Annotated in this window: 14 protein-coding genes; 5 read left to right on the top strand and 9 right to left on the bottom strand. The window is 69.1% G+C overall.

The window, feature by feature from the left end; genetic code table 11:
• Positions 1–167 precede the first annotated feature (167 nt).
• Complete coding sequence (locus tag OG520_RS31310) at positions 168–809, bottom strand: DNA-3-methyladenine glycosylase (protein ID WP_406015369.1); 642 nt, start codon at positions 807–809, stop codon at positions 168–170.
• 73 nt (positions 810–882) lie between these two features.
• Between OG520_RS31310 and OG520_RS31305 the strand changes: the two genes are divergently transcribed.
• The 3 genes from OG520_RS31305 to OG520_RS31295 all read left to right on the top strand — a co-directional run bounded on the left by OG520_RS31305 (position 883) and on the right by OG520_RS31295 (position 2,910).
• Complete coding sequence (locus OG520_RS31305) at positions 883–1,665, top strand: sporulation protein (RefSeq protein ID WP_266421221.1); 783 nt, start codon at positions 883–885, stop codon at positions 1,663–1,665.
• A gap of 52 nt (positions 1,666–1,717) precedes the next feature.
• A complete protein-coding gene (locus OG520_RS31300) occupies positions 1,718–2,248 on the top strand; it encodes a YbhB/YbcL family Raf kinase inhibitor-like protein (protein WP_399338118.1) in 531 nt (176 codons plus the stop codon).
• Between the two features lie 155 nt (positions 2,249–2,403).
• The gene (locus OG520_RS31295) at positions 2,404–2,910 is read left to right on the top strand and encodes an HNH endonuclease (protein WP_266421215.1); all 507 of its coding nucleotides are present in this window, start codon (positions 2,404–2,406) and stop codon (positions 2,908–2,910) included.
• Between the two features lie 61 nt (positions 2,911–2,971).
• Here OG520_RS31295 and OG520_RS31290 read toward each other — a convergent pair whose 3' ends face one another.
• The 4 genes from OG520_RS31290 to OG520_RS31275 all read right to left on the bottom strand — a co-directional run bounded on the left by OG520_RS31290 (position 2,972) and on the right by OG520_RS31275 (position 6,272).
• Positions 2,972–3,739, bottom strand: a complete 768-nt coding sequence (locus OG520_RS31290) for a sulfite exporter TauE/SafE family protein (RefSeq protein WP_399338122.1) — start codon at positions 3,737–3,739, stop codon at positions 2,972–2,974.
• Positions 3,740–3,800: 61 nt separating this feature from the next.
• Positions 3,801–4,730 (bottom strand): SPFH domain-containing protein, encoded by a 930-nt coding sequence (locus OG520_RS31285; protein WP_072482952.1) that lies wholly within the window; start codon positions 4,728–4,730, stop codon positions 3,801–3,803.
• 152 nt (positions 4,731–4,882) lie between these two features.
• Positions 4,883–5,311: an NfeD family protein gene (locus tag OG520_RS31280; protein ID WP_266421208.1), complete on the bottom strand. Its 429-nt coding sequence runs from the start codon at positions 5,309–5,311 to the stop codon at positions 4,883–4,885.
• Positions 5,312–5,474: 163 nt separating this feature from the next.
• Positions 5,475–6,272 (bottom strand): ABC transporter ATP-binding protein, encoded by a 798-nt coding sequence (locus OG520_RS31275; RefSeq protein ID WP_124718429.1) that lies wholly within the window; start codon positions 6,270–6,272, stop codon positions 5,475–5,477.
• Between the two features lie 142 nt (positions 6,273–6,414).
• On the opposite strand from OG520_RS31275, the gene OG520_RS31270 reads away from it, so the two are divergent.
• Entirely contained in the window at positions 6,415–7,194 is a 780-nt protein-coding gene (locus OG520_RS31270) for a hypothetical protein (protein ID WP_406015368.1), read from the top strand.
• Between the two features lie 95 nt (positions 7,195–7,289).
• Here OG520_RS31270 and OG520_RS31265 read toward each other — a convergent pair whose 3' ends face one another.
• The 3 genes from OG520_RS31265 to OG520_RS31255 all read right to left on the bottom strand — a co-directional run bounded on the left by OG520_RS31265 (position 7,290) and on the right by OG520_RS31255 (position 9,466).
• Positions 7,290–7,538 (bottom strand): chaplin family protein, encoded by a 249-nt coding sequence (locus tag OG520_RS31265; RefSeq protein ID WP_399325468.1) that lies wholly within the window; start codon positions 7,536–7,538, stop codon positions 7,290–7,292.
• A gap of 145 nt (positions 7,539–7,683) precedes the next feature.
• The gene (locus OG520_RS31260; protein ID WP_266421199.1) at positions 7,684–8,328 is read right to left on the bottom strand and encodes a response regulator transcription factor; all 645 of its coding nucleotides are present in this window, start codon (positions 8,326–8,328) and stop codon (positions 7,684–7,686) included.
• Positions 8,321–9,466 (bottom strand): GAF domain-containing sensor histidine kinase, encoded by a 1,146-nt coding sequence (locus OG520_RS31255; RefSeq protein ID WP_406015367.1) that lies wholly within the window; start codon positions 9,464–9,466, stop codon positions 8,321–8,323. Before OG520_RS31255 ends, OG520_RS31260 begins: the two co-directional genes overlap by 8 nt.
• Before the next feature lie 442 nt (positions 9,467–9,908).
• On the opposite strand from OG520_RS31255, the gene OG520_RS31250 reads away from it, so the two are divergent.
• Entirely contained in the window at positions 9,909–10,676 is a 768-nt protein-coding gene (locus tag OG520_RS31250) for a transglycosylase SLT domain-containing protein (RefSeq protein ID WP_399325472.1), read from the top strand.
• 90 nt (positions 10,677–10,766) lie between these two features.
• On the opposite strand, the gene OG520_RS31245 is transcribed toward OG520_RS31250, so the two are convergent.
• On the bottom strand, positions 10,767–13,346 hold the full coding sequence (locus tag OG520_RS31245; protein ID WP_406015366.1) for an FHA domain-containing protein: 2,580 nt from the start codon (positions 13,344–13,346) through the stop codon (positions 10,767–10,769).
• Positions 13,347–13,703 lie beyond the last annotated feature (357 nt).

Raw genomic sequence — 13,703 nt, 5'->3', positions numbered from 1 at the left:
CGAGTCGACGGGATTGAATTACGGCATGCCGAATTCGCACCCGCCAGGGTGAGTCGAAGGTAGTGGTTGGTCGCTCCGGGATGCTCGGATGCGGTCCGATGGGCCGTACCGACAGCAGTACCCGTTTCAAGCGGCTCGGACTACATTAGGTGTCCCTCAAGGGCGAGTCAAGTTGCGCGGCGGCGTGGCACATGCGCCCGGTACGGGCTCACCGTGGGGTCCCCGTCGATCCAGAAGCGCCAGGGGTGTGTGGCTCCATCGCCGCCCACTCCGGTGCGTGGGCCGTTGCGTACCTGGTCACGTGGTGGTGGGGTGCCGTGCAGCACGGACAGGAAGGCGCCGGGGTGGGCGATGGCGTCGGTGCCGTTCAGCGCTCGGTCGACATCGAGGGCGGTGGCCAGGCGGGCCGGGCCTTTGGCCAGTTCCTTGTCATTGCGGGCCGAGTTTCGTCGTTCGCGAGTGAGTTCCGCGCCGACCTGGATGTCGCCGGCGCGGAGCAGGACCCCGCTGGCCCGGCCCTCGGGGCCGCACACCAGGTTGAGGCAGTGCCACATGCCGTAGGTGAAGTAGACGTACGCGTGGCCGGGCGGTCCGAACATGACGCTGTTGCGTGCGGTGCGGCCTCTGAACGCGTGCGATCCGGGATCGATCTCACCGGCGTACGCCTCCACCTCGGTGAGGCGGAGTTCGATGGGTCCGTCCGGTGTGGCACGTACCAGGATCCGGCCCAGGAGGTCGGGTGCCACGTCCAGTACGGGGCGGTCGAAGAAGTCGCGTGTCAGCGGCGTACGTTCCAAGCCCTCGATCATGGCGGTCGAGGGTACCGGGAACCGACTACGGTCGTGGCGCGTATGTAGGGGTCAGGACCAAGGAGGAGTAAACATGGGCTTCAAGCGGCTGCTCGCGAGCATGGGTGCCGGTGGCGCTTCGGTGGAGACCGAGCTCTCCGAGCTCAACGTCGTCCCGGGTGGGGTCGTCCAGGGTGAGGTGCGGGTCCAGGGCGGATCCGTGGATCAGCAGATCGAGGGACTCTCCGTGGGTCTGCAGGCCCGGGTCGAGGTCGAGGGCCATGACACGGAGACCAAGCAGGACATCGAGTTCACCAAGCTGCGGCTCGGTGGCGCGTTCGAGGTGCGGGCCGGTGCCGTGCACGTCGTACCCTTCGGGCTCGAAATTCCGTGGGAGACGCCGATCACGATGTTCGCCGGTCAGCATCTGCACGGCATGAACATAGGTGTGACCACGGAGCTGGAGATCGCACGGGCGCTGGACTCGGGCGACCTGGACCCGATCAATGTGCACCCGCTGCCGGCTCAGCAGGCCATCCTCGACGCCTTCGGGCAGCTCGGCTTCGGCTTCCGCAGCGCGGACATGGAGCGCGGTCACATTCGCGGTACGCGTCAGCGGCTGCCGTTCTACCAGGAGATCGAGTTCTTCCCGCCGCAGCAGTACCGCGGCCTGAACCAGGTGGAGCTGACGTTCGTCGCGGACGACCGTGAGATGGATGTCGTCCTGGAGATGGACAAGAAGGCGGGGCTCTTCAGCGAGGGAAGCGACTCGTACCGGGCGTTCAAGGTCGGGCTGAACGACTTCCAGGGGACCGACTGGGCGGCGTACCTCAATCAGTGGCTGGCGCAGGTCGGCGGTCAGCGCAACTGGCTCTAGGGTCGGTGGGAGACCTGCTGACAGCAGTAGAGCGATCAGGAGAGGTGCTGACGTGACCGAGCCGAAGAGGGCGCCGCTGCCGCACGACTTCCATCCGGAGGTGCCGTCGTTCACGGTGGTGAGCGAGGACCTCGCTCCCGGCGCCGTGCTGGCGGACGCCCAGGTGTTCGCGGCCGGGAACACCTCGCCGCAGCTGCGGTGGGAGGGTTTCCCGGCGCAGACCAAGAGTTTCGCCGTGACCTGCTTCGATCCCGATGCTCCTACGGGCAGTGGATTCTGGCACTGGGTGCTCTTCGATGTCCCGGCGTCGGTCACGGAGCTGCCGGCCGGCGCGGGCAGCGGGAAGTTCGAGGGGCTGCCCGCCGGTGCCGTGCAGGTCCGTAACGACTACGGGTCGAAGGAGTTCGGCGGTGCCGCACCGCCGGCCGGCGAGAACCACCGTTATGTGTTCACCGTGTACGCGGTGGATACCGAGAAGCTGGGTGTCGACAGCGAGGTGTCGCCCGCGGTCGTCGGGTTCAATCTGCGGTTCCACACGCTGGGCCGTGCCCAGCTGATCGGTGAGTACACAGGTCCCGCGTAGCGCCCGCCGAGCCGAGAGTTCCCCCGCTGTTTGCCCTGCCCTGGTCTTGGAGAGACCAGGGCAGGGCATTTTTATTGCGTTGTCCATCACGGCCTGCCCAGCCAGAGTTGATCCGGGCCTGCCAGGGGGCGGGCGGCACACGGGAGGTGGGCGGGATGCGGGACACGCTGGTACTGAACGCGAGCTTCGAGCCGCTGTCGACGGTGACGCTGAACCGTGCGGTGGTGCTGATCCTGCAGGACAAGGCCGTCGTCGAGCAGTCGCACCCCGATCTCCGCATGCGCGGCGCCGCCGTGGACATTCCGGTACCCCGGGTGATCAGGCTCTGCCGGTACGTACGGGTGCCGTTCCGAAGACATGCCCCGTGGTCCCGGAGGGGCGTGCTGATACGGGACCAGCACCGGTGCGCGTACTGCGGGCGGCGGGCGAGCACCGTCGACCATGTCGTGCCGCGTGCCCAGGGGGGTCAGGACACCTGGCTCAACACGGTGGCGTCCTGTGCCGAGGACAACCACCGCAAGGCGGCCCGGACGCCGGAGCAGGCGGGGATGCCGCTGCTGCGTCAGCCGTTCGTGCCGTCTCCCGCGCAGGCGATGCTGCTGGCGCTGGGGGCCGGTGAGCGGTCGGAGCTGCCGGAGTGGCTGGACCGCGCCGCGGCGTAGTCGGCGTACGCATTTCGTCGTGGTGGAAGCCCGTCTCCAGGGGGAGGCGGGCTTCCACGTGTCAGCGGAGCAGCAGTTGGACGATGGCGACCGTGCCGACCGCGACGATGAGCACGCGCAGGACGGTGGGGCTGAGGCGGCGGCCGATCCTGGCGCCGATCTGGCCGCCCAGCGCGGAGCCGACCGCGATCAGCACGACGGCCGTCCAGTCGAAGTCCGCGACGAAGAGGAAGAAGAGCGCGGCGATGCTGTTGACGACGGCGGCCAGGACGTTCTTGACGGCGTTGAGACGCTGCATGGTGTCGTCGAGCAGCATGCCCATCAGGGAGAGGTAGATGATCCCCTGGGCGGCGGTGAAGTAGCCCCCGTAGACGCTGGCGAGCATCAGTCCGACGAAGAGGAGCGGTCCGCCGTCGGGATGGGCGCGGGTGCCGCTCTGTTCGCGTCGGCGCTGGACCGCTTTGCTGATGCGTGGTTGCAGGATGACCAGGGCGAGGGCCAGCGCCACCAGGATCGGCACGATGGTCTCGAAGGCCGTGGAGGGCAGAGTGAGCAGGAGGGTGGCGCCGGTGAGGCCGCCGATGAGGGCGCCGACGGCGAGCTTGCGTACCCGACGGCCCTGTCCCGCGAGTTCCTTGCGGTAGCCGATGGCGCCGCTGACGGAGCCGGGGATCAGACCGAGGGCATTGGAGACGGTGGCCGTGACCGGGGGCAGACCGGTGGCGAGCAGCACGGGGAAGGTGATCAGCGTTCCCGAGCCGACGATCGTGTTGATCGTGCCGGCGCTGATTCCCGCGACGAAGACGGCAAGCATCTCCCAGATGTTCATGGCGCATCCCCCGTGCATGATCGGTGCTTGGTGCACTGATCATGCACGGGGCGTGTACGCGTCATTCGACCGGGGGTTGCTCCCGGCGTTCCTTGCCGGTGTCGAACCCCGGGGCGCCGTTGCCGAGGTTGCCGAAGGCGCCGCTGAGTCCCTTGAGGGCGTCGCCGATCTCGCTGGGCACGATCCAGAGCTTGTTGGCGTCGCCCTCGGCGATCTTCGGGAGCATCTGGAGGTACTGGTACGAGAGGAGTTTCTGGTCCGGGTCGCCTGCGTGGATGGATTCGAAGACCGTACGGATCGCCTGGGCCTCGCCCTCGGCGCGCAGGGCCGATGCCTTGGCCTCACCTTCGGCGCGCAGGATCGCGGACTGCTTCTCGCCCTCCGCGGTGAGGATCGCGGACTGGCGCGTTCCTTCGGCCTGGAGGATCGCGGCGCGCTTGTCACGGTCGGCGCGCATCTGCTTCTCCATCGAGTCCTGGATGGAGGTGGGCGGTTCGATCGCCTTGAGCTCGACGCGGTTGACGCGGATGCCCCACTTGCCGGTGGCCTCGTCGAGGACTCCGCGCAGGGCGGCGTTGATCTCCTCGCGGGAGGTCAGGGTCCGCTCCAGGTCCATGCCACCGATGATGTTGCGGAGGGTGGTGACGGTGAGCTGCTCGATCGCCTGGATGTAGCTGGCGACTTCGTAGGTCGCGGCCCTCGCGTCGGTCACCTGGTAGTAGATGACGGTGTCGATGTTGACGACCAGGTTGTCCTGGGTGATCACCGGCTGGGGCGGGAACGGCACGACCTGTTCACGGAGGTCGATGCGGTTGCGGATGGAGTCGATGAAGGGAACGACGATGTTCAGGCCTGCGTTGAGCGTGCGGGTGTAGCGGCCGAAGCGCTCCACGATGGCGGCGCTGGCCTGCGGGATGACCTGGATCGTCTTGATCAGGGCGATGAAGACGAGCACCACCAGAATGATCAGGACGATGATGATCGGTTGCATCGTGTTCCTCATTGCCCTTCGGTTGCCGACGGATCGCGATGATCGAGGTCGATATCGAGATCGCGGGAGGGACCGGATGTCGTGCCGGTCCCGATCTCATGATGATCGACATCAAGTCTGACAGAACGCGCTCTGCCTTGTGGGTGGTTCGGTCACATGACGACTGCCGTAGCTCCGTCGATGTCGACGACATCGACCTGTTGGCCCGGATCGAAGCTCTGGCCCTCGTCGAGTGCGCGGGCGGACCAGATCTCCCCGGCCAGCTTGATCCGGCCGCCGCTGCTGTCGACCCGTTCCAGGACGACGGCCTGACGGCCCTTCAGGGCATCGATGCCGGTGGCGAGTTGGGGCCGGTCGGTACGGTGTCTGGCGGCGATCGGGCGAACCACGGCGATGAGCGCCACGGAGACCACGACGAATACCAGTACCTGGGCCACGATGCCGCCGCCGAGTGCCGCGACGACTGCCGCGGCGACCGCTCCGACGGCGAACATGCCGAACTCGGGCATCGCAGTCATGACGAGTGGGATGCCCAGTCCCACCGCGCCGATCAGCCACCACACCCACGCGTCGATGTCCACGTGGTCATGGTAGAACCGCGGGCGCCCTCGCCGACAGGGCGCAAGCGGGCCACTGCGCCCGGCGGGCCCGTTGTGTCCGGAGGTTGTCGCCCAGGCCATTTCGGCAACGCCGGGAGCGTGCGTGCCAGACGCCGTGCGGCAGACGGCAGTTTGACGACAGGGCCTAGGAGAGCGGCAGTCCGTGGGCCGTGTAGCGGTCGCCGGTGTGCTCGACGACGAGCGGCAGGCCGAAGCAGAGGGAGAGGTTGCGGGAGCTGAGCTCGGTCTCCATGGGGCCGGCGGCGAGCACCTTGCCCTGGCGGATCATCAGGACGTGGGTGAAGCCGGGGGCGATCTCCTCGACATGGTGGGTGACCATGATCATGGAGGGGGCGTACGGGTCGCGGGCCAGTCGGCCGAGGCGGCGGACCAGGTCCTCGCGGCCACCGAGGTCGAGTCCTGCGGCGGGCTCGTCGAGGAGCAGCAGCTCGGGGTCGGTCATCATGGCGCGGGCGATCAGGGTGCGCTTGCGCTCGCCCTCCGACAGGGTGCCGAACTTGCGGTCGAGGTACTCGGTCATGCCGAGCCGGTCGAGGAAGGCGCGGGCGCGCTCCTCGTCGACGGCCTCGTAGTTCTCGTGCCAGGTGGCGGTCATGCCGTACGCGGCGGTGAGCACCGTCTGCAGCACGGTCTGGCGCCGGGGCAGCTTCTCGGCCATGGCGACGCCCGCGATGCCGATGCGGGGCCGGAGCTCGAAGACATCGGTGCCGACGCCGCCGAGCTGCTCGCCGAGGACCTTGGCGGTGCCGGTGCTCGGGAAGAGGTAGCTGGACGCGATGTTGAGGAGGGTGGTCTTGCCGGCGCCGTTCGGGCCGAGGATGACCCAGCGCTCCCCCTCCTTGACCGACCAGGAGACGTCGTCCACCAGAGCGCGTCCGTCGCGGACCACGGATACGTCCACCAGCTCCAGTACATCGCTCATGGCGCGTTGTCTCCCCATGCAGTGTCGAGATCGTCGGTGCCTGTGGGCACAGCTCCCAGGGAAATCTACGCCACCGTACGAGTGGTCCCGGCGCTGGGCCCGCGTGACGACAGGCCCCGGGCCCGTTCCCTAGGCTGTTCCCATGCTTTCGGAACCACGCTCAGGGCTGTTGGCCGCTTGGGGAAACGCGCTTCTGGCGGGACTGGTGTCGCCGGACGAGGCGGCGCTCGCCATTGTCGGGGAGGACGCGGTGCACCGTGTCGAGGGACTGCCGGGCGAGGCGGGGCCGGTCGGGCTCACGCTGGCGCTCGGGCGGTTGCGGGGTCTGGGGGTGACGGGATTCCGGGTGGCGTTGCCGGCGCCCGGTCATCCGCTGGGGCTGAGCGGTCCGCCGGAGTTCAACGCGCGGGCGTTGGAGGCCGAGGAGGCGGTGGTGGCCTTCGGTGCGCCGTACGGGCTGGTTCCCGAGGTGCGTGAGGCGGGGCCGGAAGGGGATCTGCACGTCGAGGTGGTGTGGCGTTGTCTGCCCGTGCGGGAGGCGCCGCCGGCCGATGTGCCGTCGCTGAGCGAGGCGGAGCGGGAGCTCGCCGAGGGGTTGCGGGACGCGACGGCGATGCTGTCGCGGTTGGACGTGGCCGGTTCGGGGCCGGTGGCCGAGGCGGCGGTGGACGCGTACCGGGCACGGGCGGAGCGGGGGCGCGAGGTGCTGGCTCCGGGGTACCCGCCGCGGGCGGTGCGGGTTCTGGAGCTCGCGCAGCGGGTGGGGCTGCTGATCTCGGTGGCGTACGAGAACGGGCACGGCGGCGCGGTGAGCGCTTCGGAGATCGCGGCCCGGGGCGAGGTGCTGCGGCCGGTGGAGCGGGTGGCCCGGCGGGCGCAGGTCGCCGCGTACAACGCGTATGTGGAGGAGCGCGAGCGGTAGGCCCTGGCCGGGCGGGCTCCCGGTGTCGCCGGACGGGCTCGACGCGCCCCGTCCGACGACGTATGACCGTGGGTTCGGCCTGTCCCCGGGGTCGGTCAGCCGTTCAGGCCGAGGTTACCGAAGGCCGGGTTGAGCAGGCCGATCACGTTGACCGTGTTGCCGACCACGTTCACCGGGACGTCCACGGGGACCTGGACGACGTTGCCGCCGGCCACGCCCGGGGAGTGGGCCGCGACACCGTGGGCGCCCGCGCCGTGTCCGGTGGCGGAGGCCGCGCCCGCGCCGGCGGCGATGATTCCACCGGCGATCATGGTGACGGCAGCGGCCTTCTTCAGGTTCTTCACTTCAGGATCCTCCTAGCGTGGCTGCGGCCAGCCGCCGCAGCGCCCTGGAGAACGCCTCGGAGTCGAACGGGTTGCGCCGTCCGGGTGACATCCACCCGACAGTATGAATCTCAGTCCGGAAGAAGAGAGTCCGCTTCGCTGCCGGTCAGCCCGCCGCCCCATGCCGGACGGCCCAGAGAGCCGCCTGGGTCCGGTCCGAGAGATCCAGCTTCATCAGAATGTTCGAGACGTGTGTCTTGACGGTCTTCTCGGAGAGGACCAGCGCCCGCGCGATCTCGCGGTTGGAACGGCCGTCGGCGATCAGGCCCAGCACCTCCCGTTCCCGTTCGGTGAGCGTGCTCCCCCGGCCCGTACCGCTGCCCGGGTCCTCCTGGGCGAGCAGGGCTCCCGCGACCTCCGGCTGGAGCAGGACATGGCCCGCGTACACCGAGCGGATGGCGCCGGCCAGGGCGTCCGGGTCGACGTCCTTGTACACGTAACCGGAGGCTCCGGCGCGCAGGGCGGGGACCACGGTGCGCTGCTCGGTGAAGCTGGTGACGATGAGGACCTTGGCCGGGTTCTCCAGCTCGCGGAGCCTGCGCAGGGCCTCGATGCCGTCGGTGCCGGGCATCTTGATGTCCATCAGGACGACGTCGGGGCGGAGCTCCTCGGTCCTGGCCACCCCCTCGGCGCCGTCGGCCGCCTCGCCGACCACTTCTATGTCGTCCTGGATCTCCAGGAACGTACGCAGACCGCGGCGGACCACCTGGTGGTCGTCGACCAGCAGCACCCTGATGATCTTGTCAGCCACCGGGTACCTCCATCTCGATCGTGGTGCCCTTGCCGGGCGCCGATTCAACGGTGAGCCGTCCGCCGACACCGTTCGCGCGGTCCCGCATCGACACCAGGCCCAGATGCCGGCCCGCCTGCCGGGTCGCCGCGGGTTCGAAGCCGCCGCCGTCGTCGGTGATCCGCAGCAGCGTCCCGCTGCCGTGCCTGGCCAGCGTGACATCGACGTGTTCCGCCCCGGAGTGGCGCAGTGCGTTGTGCAGGGCTTCCTGGGAGACCCGGAGCAGCGCCTCCTCCTGTGCGGCGGGCAGGGCCCGTATGCCCAGGCTCTCGAAGGTGACCCGGGCCGTGTGGGCCCGGTCCAGGACCTGGATCTGGGTGCGGAGGGTGGCGATGAGACCGTCCTCGTCGAGTGCGGCGGGGCGCAGCTCGACGACGGCGGCGCGCAGTTCGTCCACGGCTTCGGCGGCGAGTGCGGCGACCTGCTGGAGCTCGCCCTTGGCGCGGGCCGGGTCACGGTCCACCAGGGCGGTGGCCGCCTGGGCCGTCAGCCGCAGCGAGAAGAGCTTCTGGCTGACCGCGTCGTGCAGCTCATGGGCGAGCCGGGAGCGCTCCTCGGCGATGGTGAGCTCCCGGCTCCGCTCGTAGAGGCGGGCGTTGGTCAGGGCGATCGCCGCGTGCTGGGCGAGGATGGCCAGCAGTTCCTCGTCCTCGGCGGTGAAGCCGCAGCTGCCCTCGGGTTTGGGGCAGCCCTTGTTGGCGAGGAAGAGCGCGCCGATGATCTCTTCGCCGTCCCTGATGGGCAGGCCGAGGAAGTCGGACATGTCGGGGTGGGCGGCGGGCCAGCCCTCGAAACGGGGGTCCTTGCGGACATCGGCGAGGCGCTCGGCCTTCGCCTCGTGGAGCATCGCGGCGAGGATGCCGTGCTGTCTGGGCAGCGGGCCGATGGCCTTCCACTGCTCATCGCTGACGCCGTCGACGACGAACTGGGCGAAGCCCCCGTGATCGTCGGGGACGCCCAGGGCGGCGTACTCGGCGTCCAGCAGTTCGCGGGCCGAGGCGACGATCGTCTTCAGGACGTCGCGTACTTCGAGATGCCGGCTCATGGCGAGCAGCGCGGCGCTCACGGCTGCGAGACCCGACGGTGGGCGATGGCTCATGGCCTCACCGTACCGGCGGGGGTCCGATCGCCGTATCGGCCTGTGGACGGCCGGGGATTAGGGCGCAGGCCCTAGGTCCGGCCGCCCGCGCACCGGAGCGGCGACCGCGTCGCGCGGCCGCCCCGGAGCCGGAATCTGACACTCCGGATTGCTGACGCAACGGTTGGTCAGGTTGTTACCCGGCCGATGTGAGGCCGCGCATAGGACCCACGTCACTTACGAAGCCTGCTAGTGGACACGTAAGCACCACATCAGTGGTCATGAGCGCGGCCCGACACGTTCGAGCGGGGTCCCGATCCACTACCGGGGTTCGTACGTCACACCTTTGCCACCGGATTTTGCTGGCGCTAAGAATTGCACTCGTCCCCGACGGAGATGCGAAACGCCGCTTCCCGTCTTCGTCCTCCGTGAGGACTCCCGCAATACGAAGAGGTAAGTCTGCATGTCCGTGTCCAGCATCCTCGGCCGTCGTCGTCGCCTGAACAAGACCCAGAAGCTCTCCGTCGCGGGTATCTCCGCCATGGCCGCCGCCGCGCTCTCGTTCTCGCTCGTCCCCGCCAACGCCGACCCCAAGCCCGAGGCCGAGAGCCCCGTGTCCGCCGCCCCCGTGGTCTTCGCGTCGGTTGCCGGTACTCCGCAGGCCAAGGCCGTGCAGGCCAGCATCATCGAGCAGCACTCCACCGCCGAGAAGCTGGTGAAGGCCGCCGACCTCGCCAGGGCCAAGAAGGCCGCCGCCGCGAAGGCCAAGGCCGCCGAGGTCGAGGCCCAGGCGAAGGCGAAGGCCGAGGCGAAGGCCAGGGCCGCCGCCAAGGTGAAGGCCGAGGCCGTCGCCGCGAAGCGCTCCGAGACGCAGGCCGCCAGCCGCTCCGAGGCCCGCACCCCGGTCTACGCCAACAACCTGGACGGCTGGATCAACCAGGCCCTGGACATCATGCGGGCCCACGGCATCCCCGGCTCGTACAACGGTCTGCACCGCAACATCATGCGTGAGTCGACCGGTAACCCGAACGCGGTCAACGGCTGGGACATCAACGCCCAGAACGGCACCCCGTCCTGCGGCCTGCTCCAGGTCATCCAGCCGACGTTCAGCGCGTACCACGTCCCCGGCACCTCGTCGAACATCTACGACCCGGTCGCCAACATCACGGCCGCGGCCAACTACGCGGCCGACAAGTACGGCTCGATCGACAACGTCAACAGCGCGTACTGACCGGCGGAGCACCCGGCCGGACAGCATCCGCATACGCCGAAGGGCGGCACCCCGCGCGGGGTGCCGCCCTTCGGCTTCGGCGTGCGGTGCCTACTTGCGCATGACCTCCGGCTCGTGGCGGCGCAGCAGTCGCGCGACCACGACGCCGCAGATGATGCCGAGCAGCAGGAGTACCGAGATGTTGATCCCCCACTGGCCGGCCGAGTGCTCCCACAGCGGGTCCAGATCGGTCGGGTTCTTCGGGTCCCAAGGTGCCATGAGGTGCGAGAGGTCCAGCGTCGTGCCCGCGCCGGCGATGGCCCAGCGGGACGGCATCAGCCAGGCGAACTGCTCCAGGCCGGGCGATCCGTACACCTGGAAGAGGATGCCGGTGAAGACGACCTGGACGATCGCGAACATGACCAGCAGCGGCATGGTCTTCTCGGCGGTCTTCACCAGCGAGGAGATCACCAGGCCGAACATCATCGAGGTGAAGCCGAGCGCGATGATCGTCAGGCAGATCTCGACGGCCGGCGGCATGATCAGGCCCTCGGCCGGCAGCTCACGGGTGGCGAAGCCGATGCCGCAGATGATGACGCCCTGGATGGCGGTGATCACGCCGAGGACGATCACCTTGGACATCAGATAGGCGGAGCGGGACAGGCCGGTGGCCCGTTCCCGTTCGTAGATGACGCGTTCCTTGATCAGTTCTCGTACGGAGTTGGCCGCGCCGGAGAAGCACATGCCGACCGCGAGGATCAGCATGATCGTTCCGGCGGCGCTGTTGAACCGGGACGGCGGGTCCGGCGGGGCCAGGCCGAACTTGGCCGGGATGACCACGCTGACGACGCCGAGCACGGCGGGCAGGATCACCATCAGGCCCATGAAGCCCTTGTCGGACGCGATCACCGAGACGTAGCGGCGCATCAGCGTCCAGAGCTGGGCCGACCAGCTCTGCGGCTTCGGCGGGCGCATCTGCTGCGGGGGCGGCATGTGGACGGACTGCGCGGCAACGGCGTCGATGTCCGCGGCGTACATCTGGTAGTGCTGCGAACCGCGCCAGCGGCCCGCCCAGTCGTAGTCGCGGTAGTTCTCGAACGCGGAGAAGACGTCGGCCCAGGTGGTGTAGCCGAAGAAGTTGAGCGCTTCTTCCGGCGGGCCGAAGTAGGCGACGGACCCGCCCGGCGCCATGACGAGCAGCTTGTCGCAGATCGCCAGCTCGGCGACGGAGTGCGTGACGACCAGGACGGTGCGGCCGTCGTCGGCCAGTCCGCGCAGCAGCTGCATGACATCGCGGTCCATGCCCGGGTCGAGGCCGGAGGTCGGCTCGTCCAGGAAGATCAGCGACGGCTTGGTGAGCAGCTCCAGGGCGACGGAGACGCGCTTGCGCTGCCCGCCGGAGAGCGAGGTGACCTTCTTGTCCTTGTGGATGTCGAGCTTGAGCTCGGCGAGGACTTCGAGGATCCGGGCCTGGCGCTCGGCCTCGGTGGTGTCCGCGGGGAAGCGGAGCTTGGCCGCGTACTTGAGGGCCTTGGTGACGGTGAGTTCCTTGTGCAGGATGTCGTCCTGCGGGACCAGACCGATGCGCTGGCGCAGTTCGGCGAACTGCTTGTACAGGTTCCGGTTGTCGTAGAGGACGTCGCCCTGGTTGGCGGGCCGGTAGCCGGTGAGCGCCTTGAGCAGGGTGGACTTTCCGGAACCCGACGGACCGATGACCGCGACGAGCGACTTCTCCGGGACGCCGAAGGAGACGTCCTTGAGGATCTGCTTCCCGCCGTCGACCGTCACCGTGAGGTGGCGGGCGGAGAAGGAGACCTCACCGGTGTCGACGAACTCTTCCAGCCGGTCGCCGACCAGGCGGAAGGTCGAGTGACCGACACCGACGATGTCGTTGGGGCCGATGAGCGCGGAGCCGGACTTGGAGAGCGGCTGACCGTTGACGTACGTGCCGTTGTGGGATCCGAGGTCACGGATCTCGAAGCGGCCGTCGGGGGTCGCGTGGAATTCGGCGTGGTGGCGCGAGACCTGGAGGTCGGAGACGACCAGTTCGTTCTCCAGCGCACGGCCGATGCGCATCACGCGGCCGAGGTCCAGCCGGTGGAACGTGGTCGGACTGCGGTCGCCGTACACCGGCGGGGCCCCCGCGGCCCCGCCGGGACCGCCCGCGCCGGGTGTCCTCGCCATGCCCTGCTGCTGCGGAACCTGCGGCTGCGCGGGCTGCTGCGGCGGCGGGCCCTGGGGGGCCTGCTGCTGCCAGCCCTGCTGCGGCGGCTGCGGCTGCTGCGGAGCGGGTGCCTGCTGGCCGGGCCAGCCGGGGCCGCCCTGCTGGGGCTGGGCGGGGGCCTGCTGGGCGCCCGCGCCCTGCCCGCTGTACACATCGGCGCCCGCCGCGGCGGTGATGCTCAACCGCGGGCCGTCAGTGGCATTGCCCAGATGCACGACGGAGCCGGGGCCGATCTCCAGCTGCTGGATCCGGCTGCCCTGCGCATAGGTGCCGTTGGTGCTGCCGTGGTCCTCGATGAACCAACCCCGGCCCCCCCAGCTGATCGTGGCATGCCGCCACGACACCCTGGCGTCGTCGATCGTCAGGTCGCCCTGCGGATCGCGCCCGAGGGTGTACGACCTGGACGGATCGAGCGTCCAGGTCCTTCCATTCAATTCCAGTACGAGTTCCGGCACTCCGCGCCCCACTAGTTGTCCCCCGAATTGCCCCCATCACAGGGAGCCTAGGGATGCTGAACATCGTGAGGAACTATTCCAGGAGCAGTCCCGGATACGAAAGTCGGGCGGGGTGAAGACCCTGCCGAGACCTGCATCGTTACGGTGCTGACACGAATAGAGGGAGCAGCGCGCGGTAAGTACCCCGAGTGCACGCGAACCGCTAGCAAAAGGGACATCCAGGGCGGCCCGACCCCCGTATTCCGTCCGCCGGCCACCGGACGGATCCGGACGCGCGCGGTCCGTCACCGCGCGTGTGCTCCGGGCGGGGGTACGGGGCCGACGCGCTGTCCGGTCCTCGGGACGGGCCTTCGGCGCCTCGGAGCGGAC

The organism is Streptomyces sp. NBC_00984, assembly GCF_045162475.1.
In the GTDB taxonomy this organism is placed as follows: Bacteria; Actinomycetota; Actinomycetes; order Streptomycetales; family Streptomycetaceae; genus Streptomyces.
Note: the sequence above shows the minus strand (reverse complement) of the source record. Positions and strands in the feature narration are given on the sequence as shown.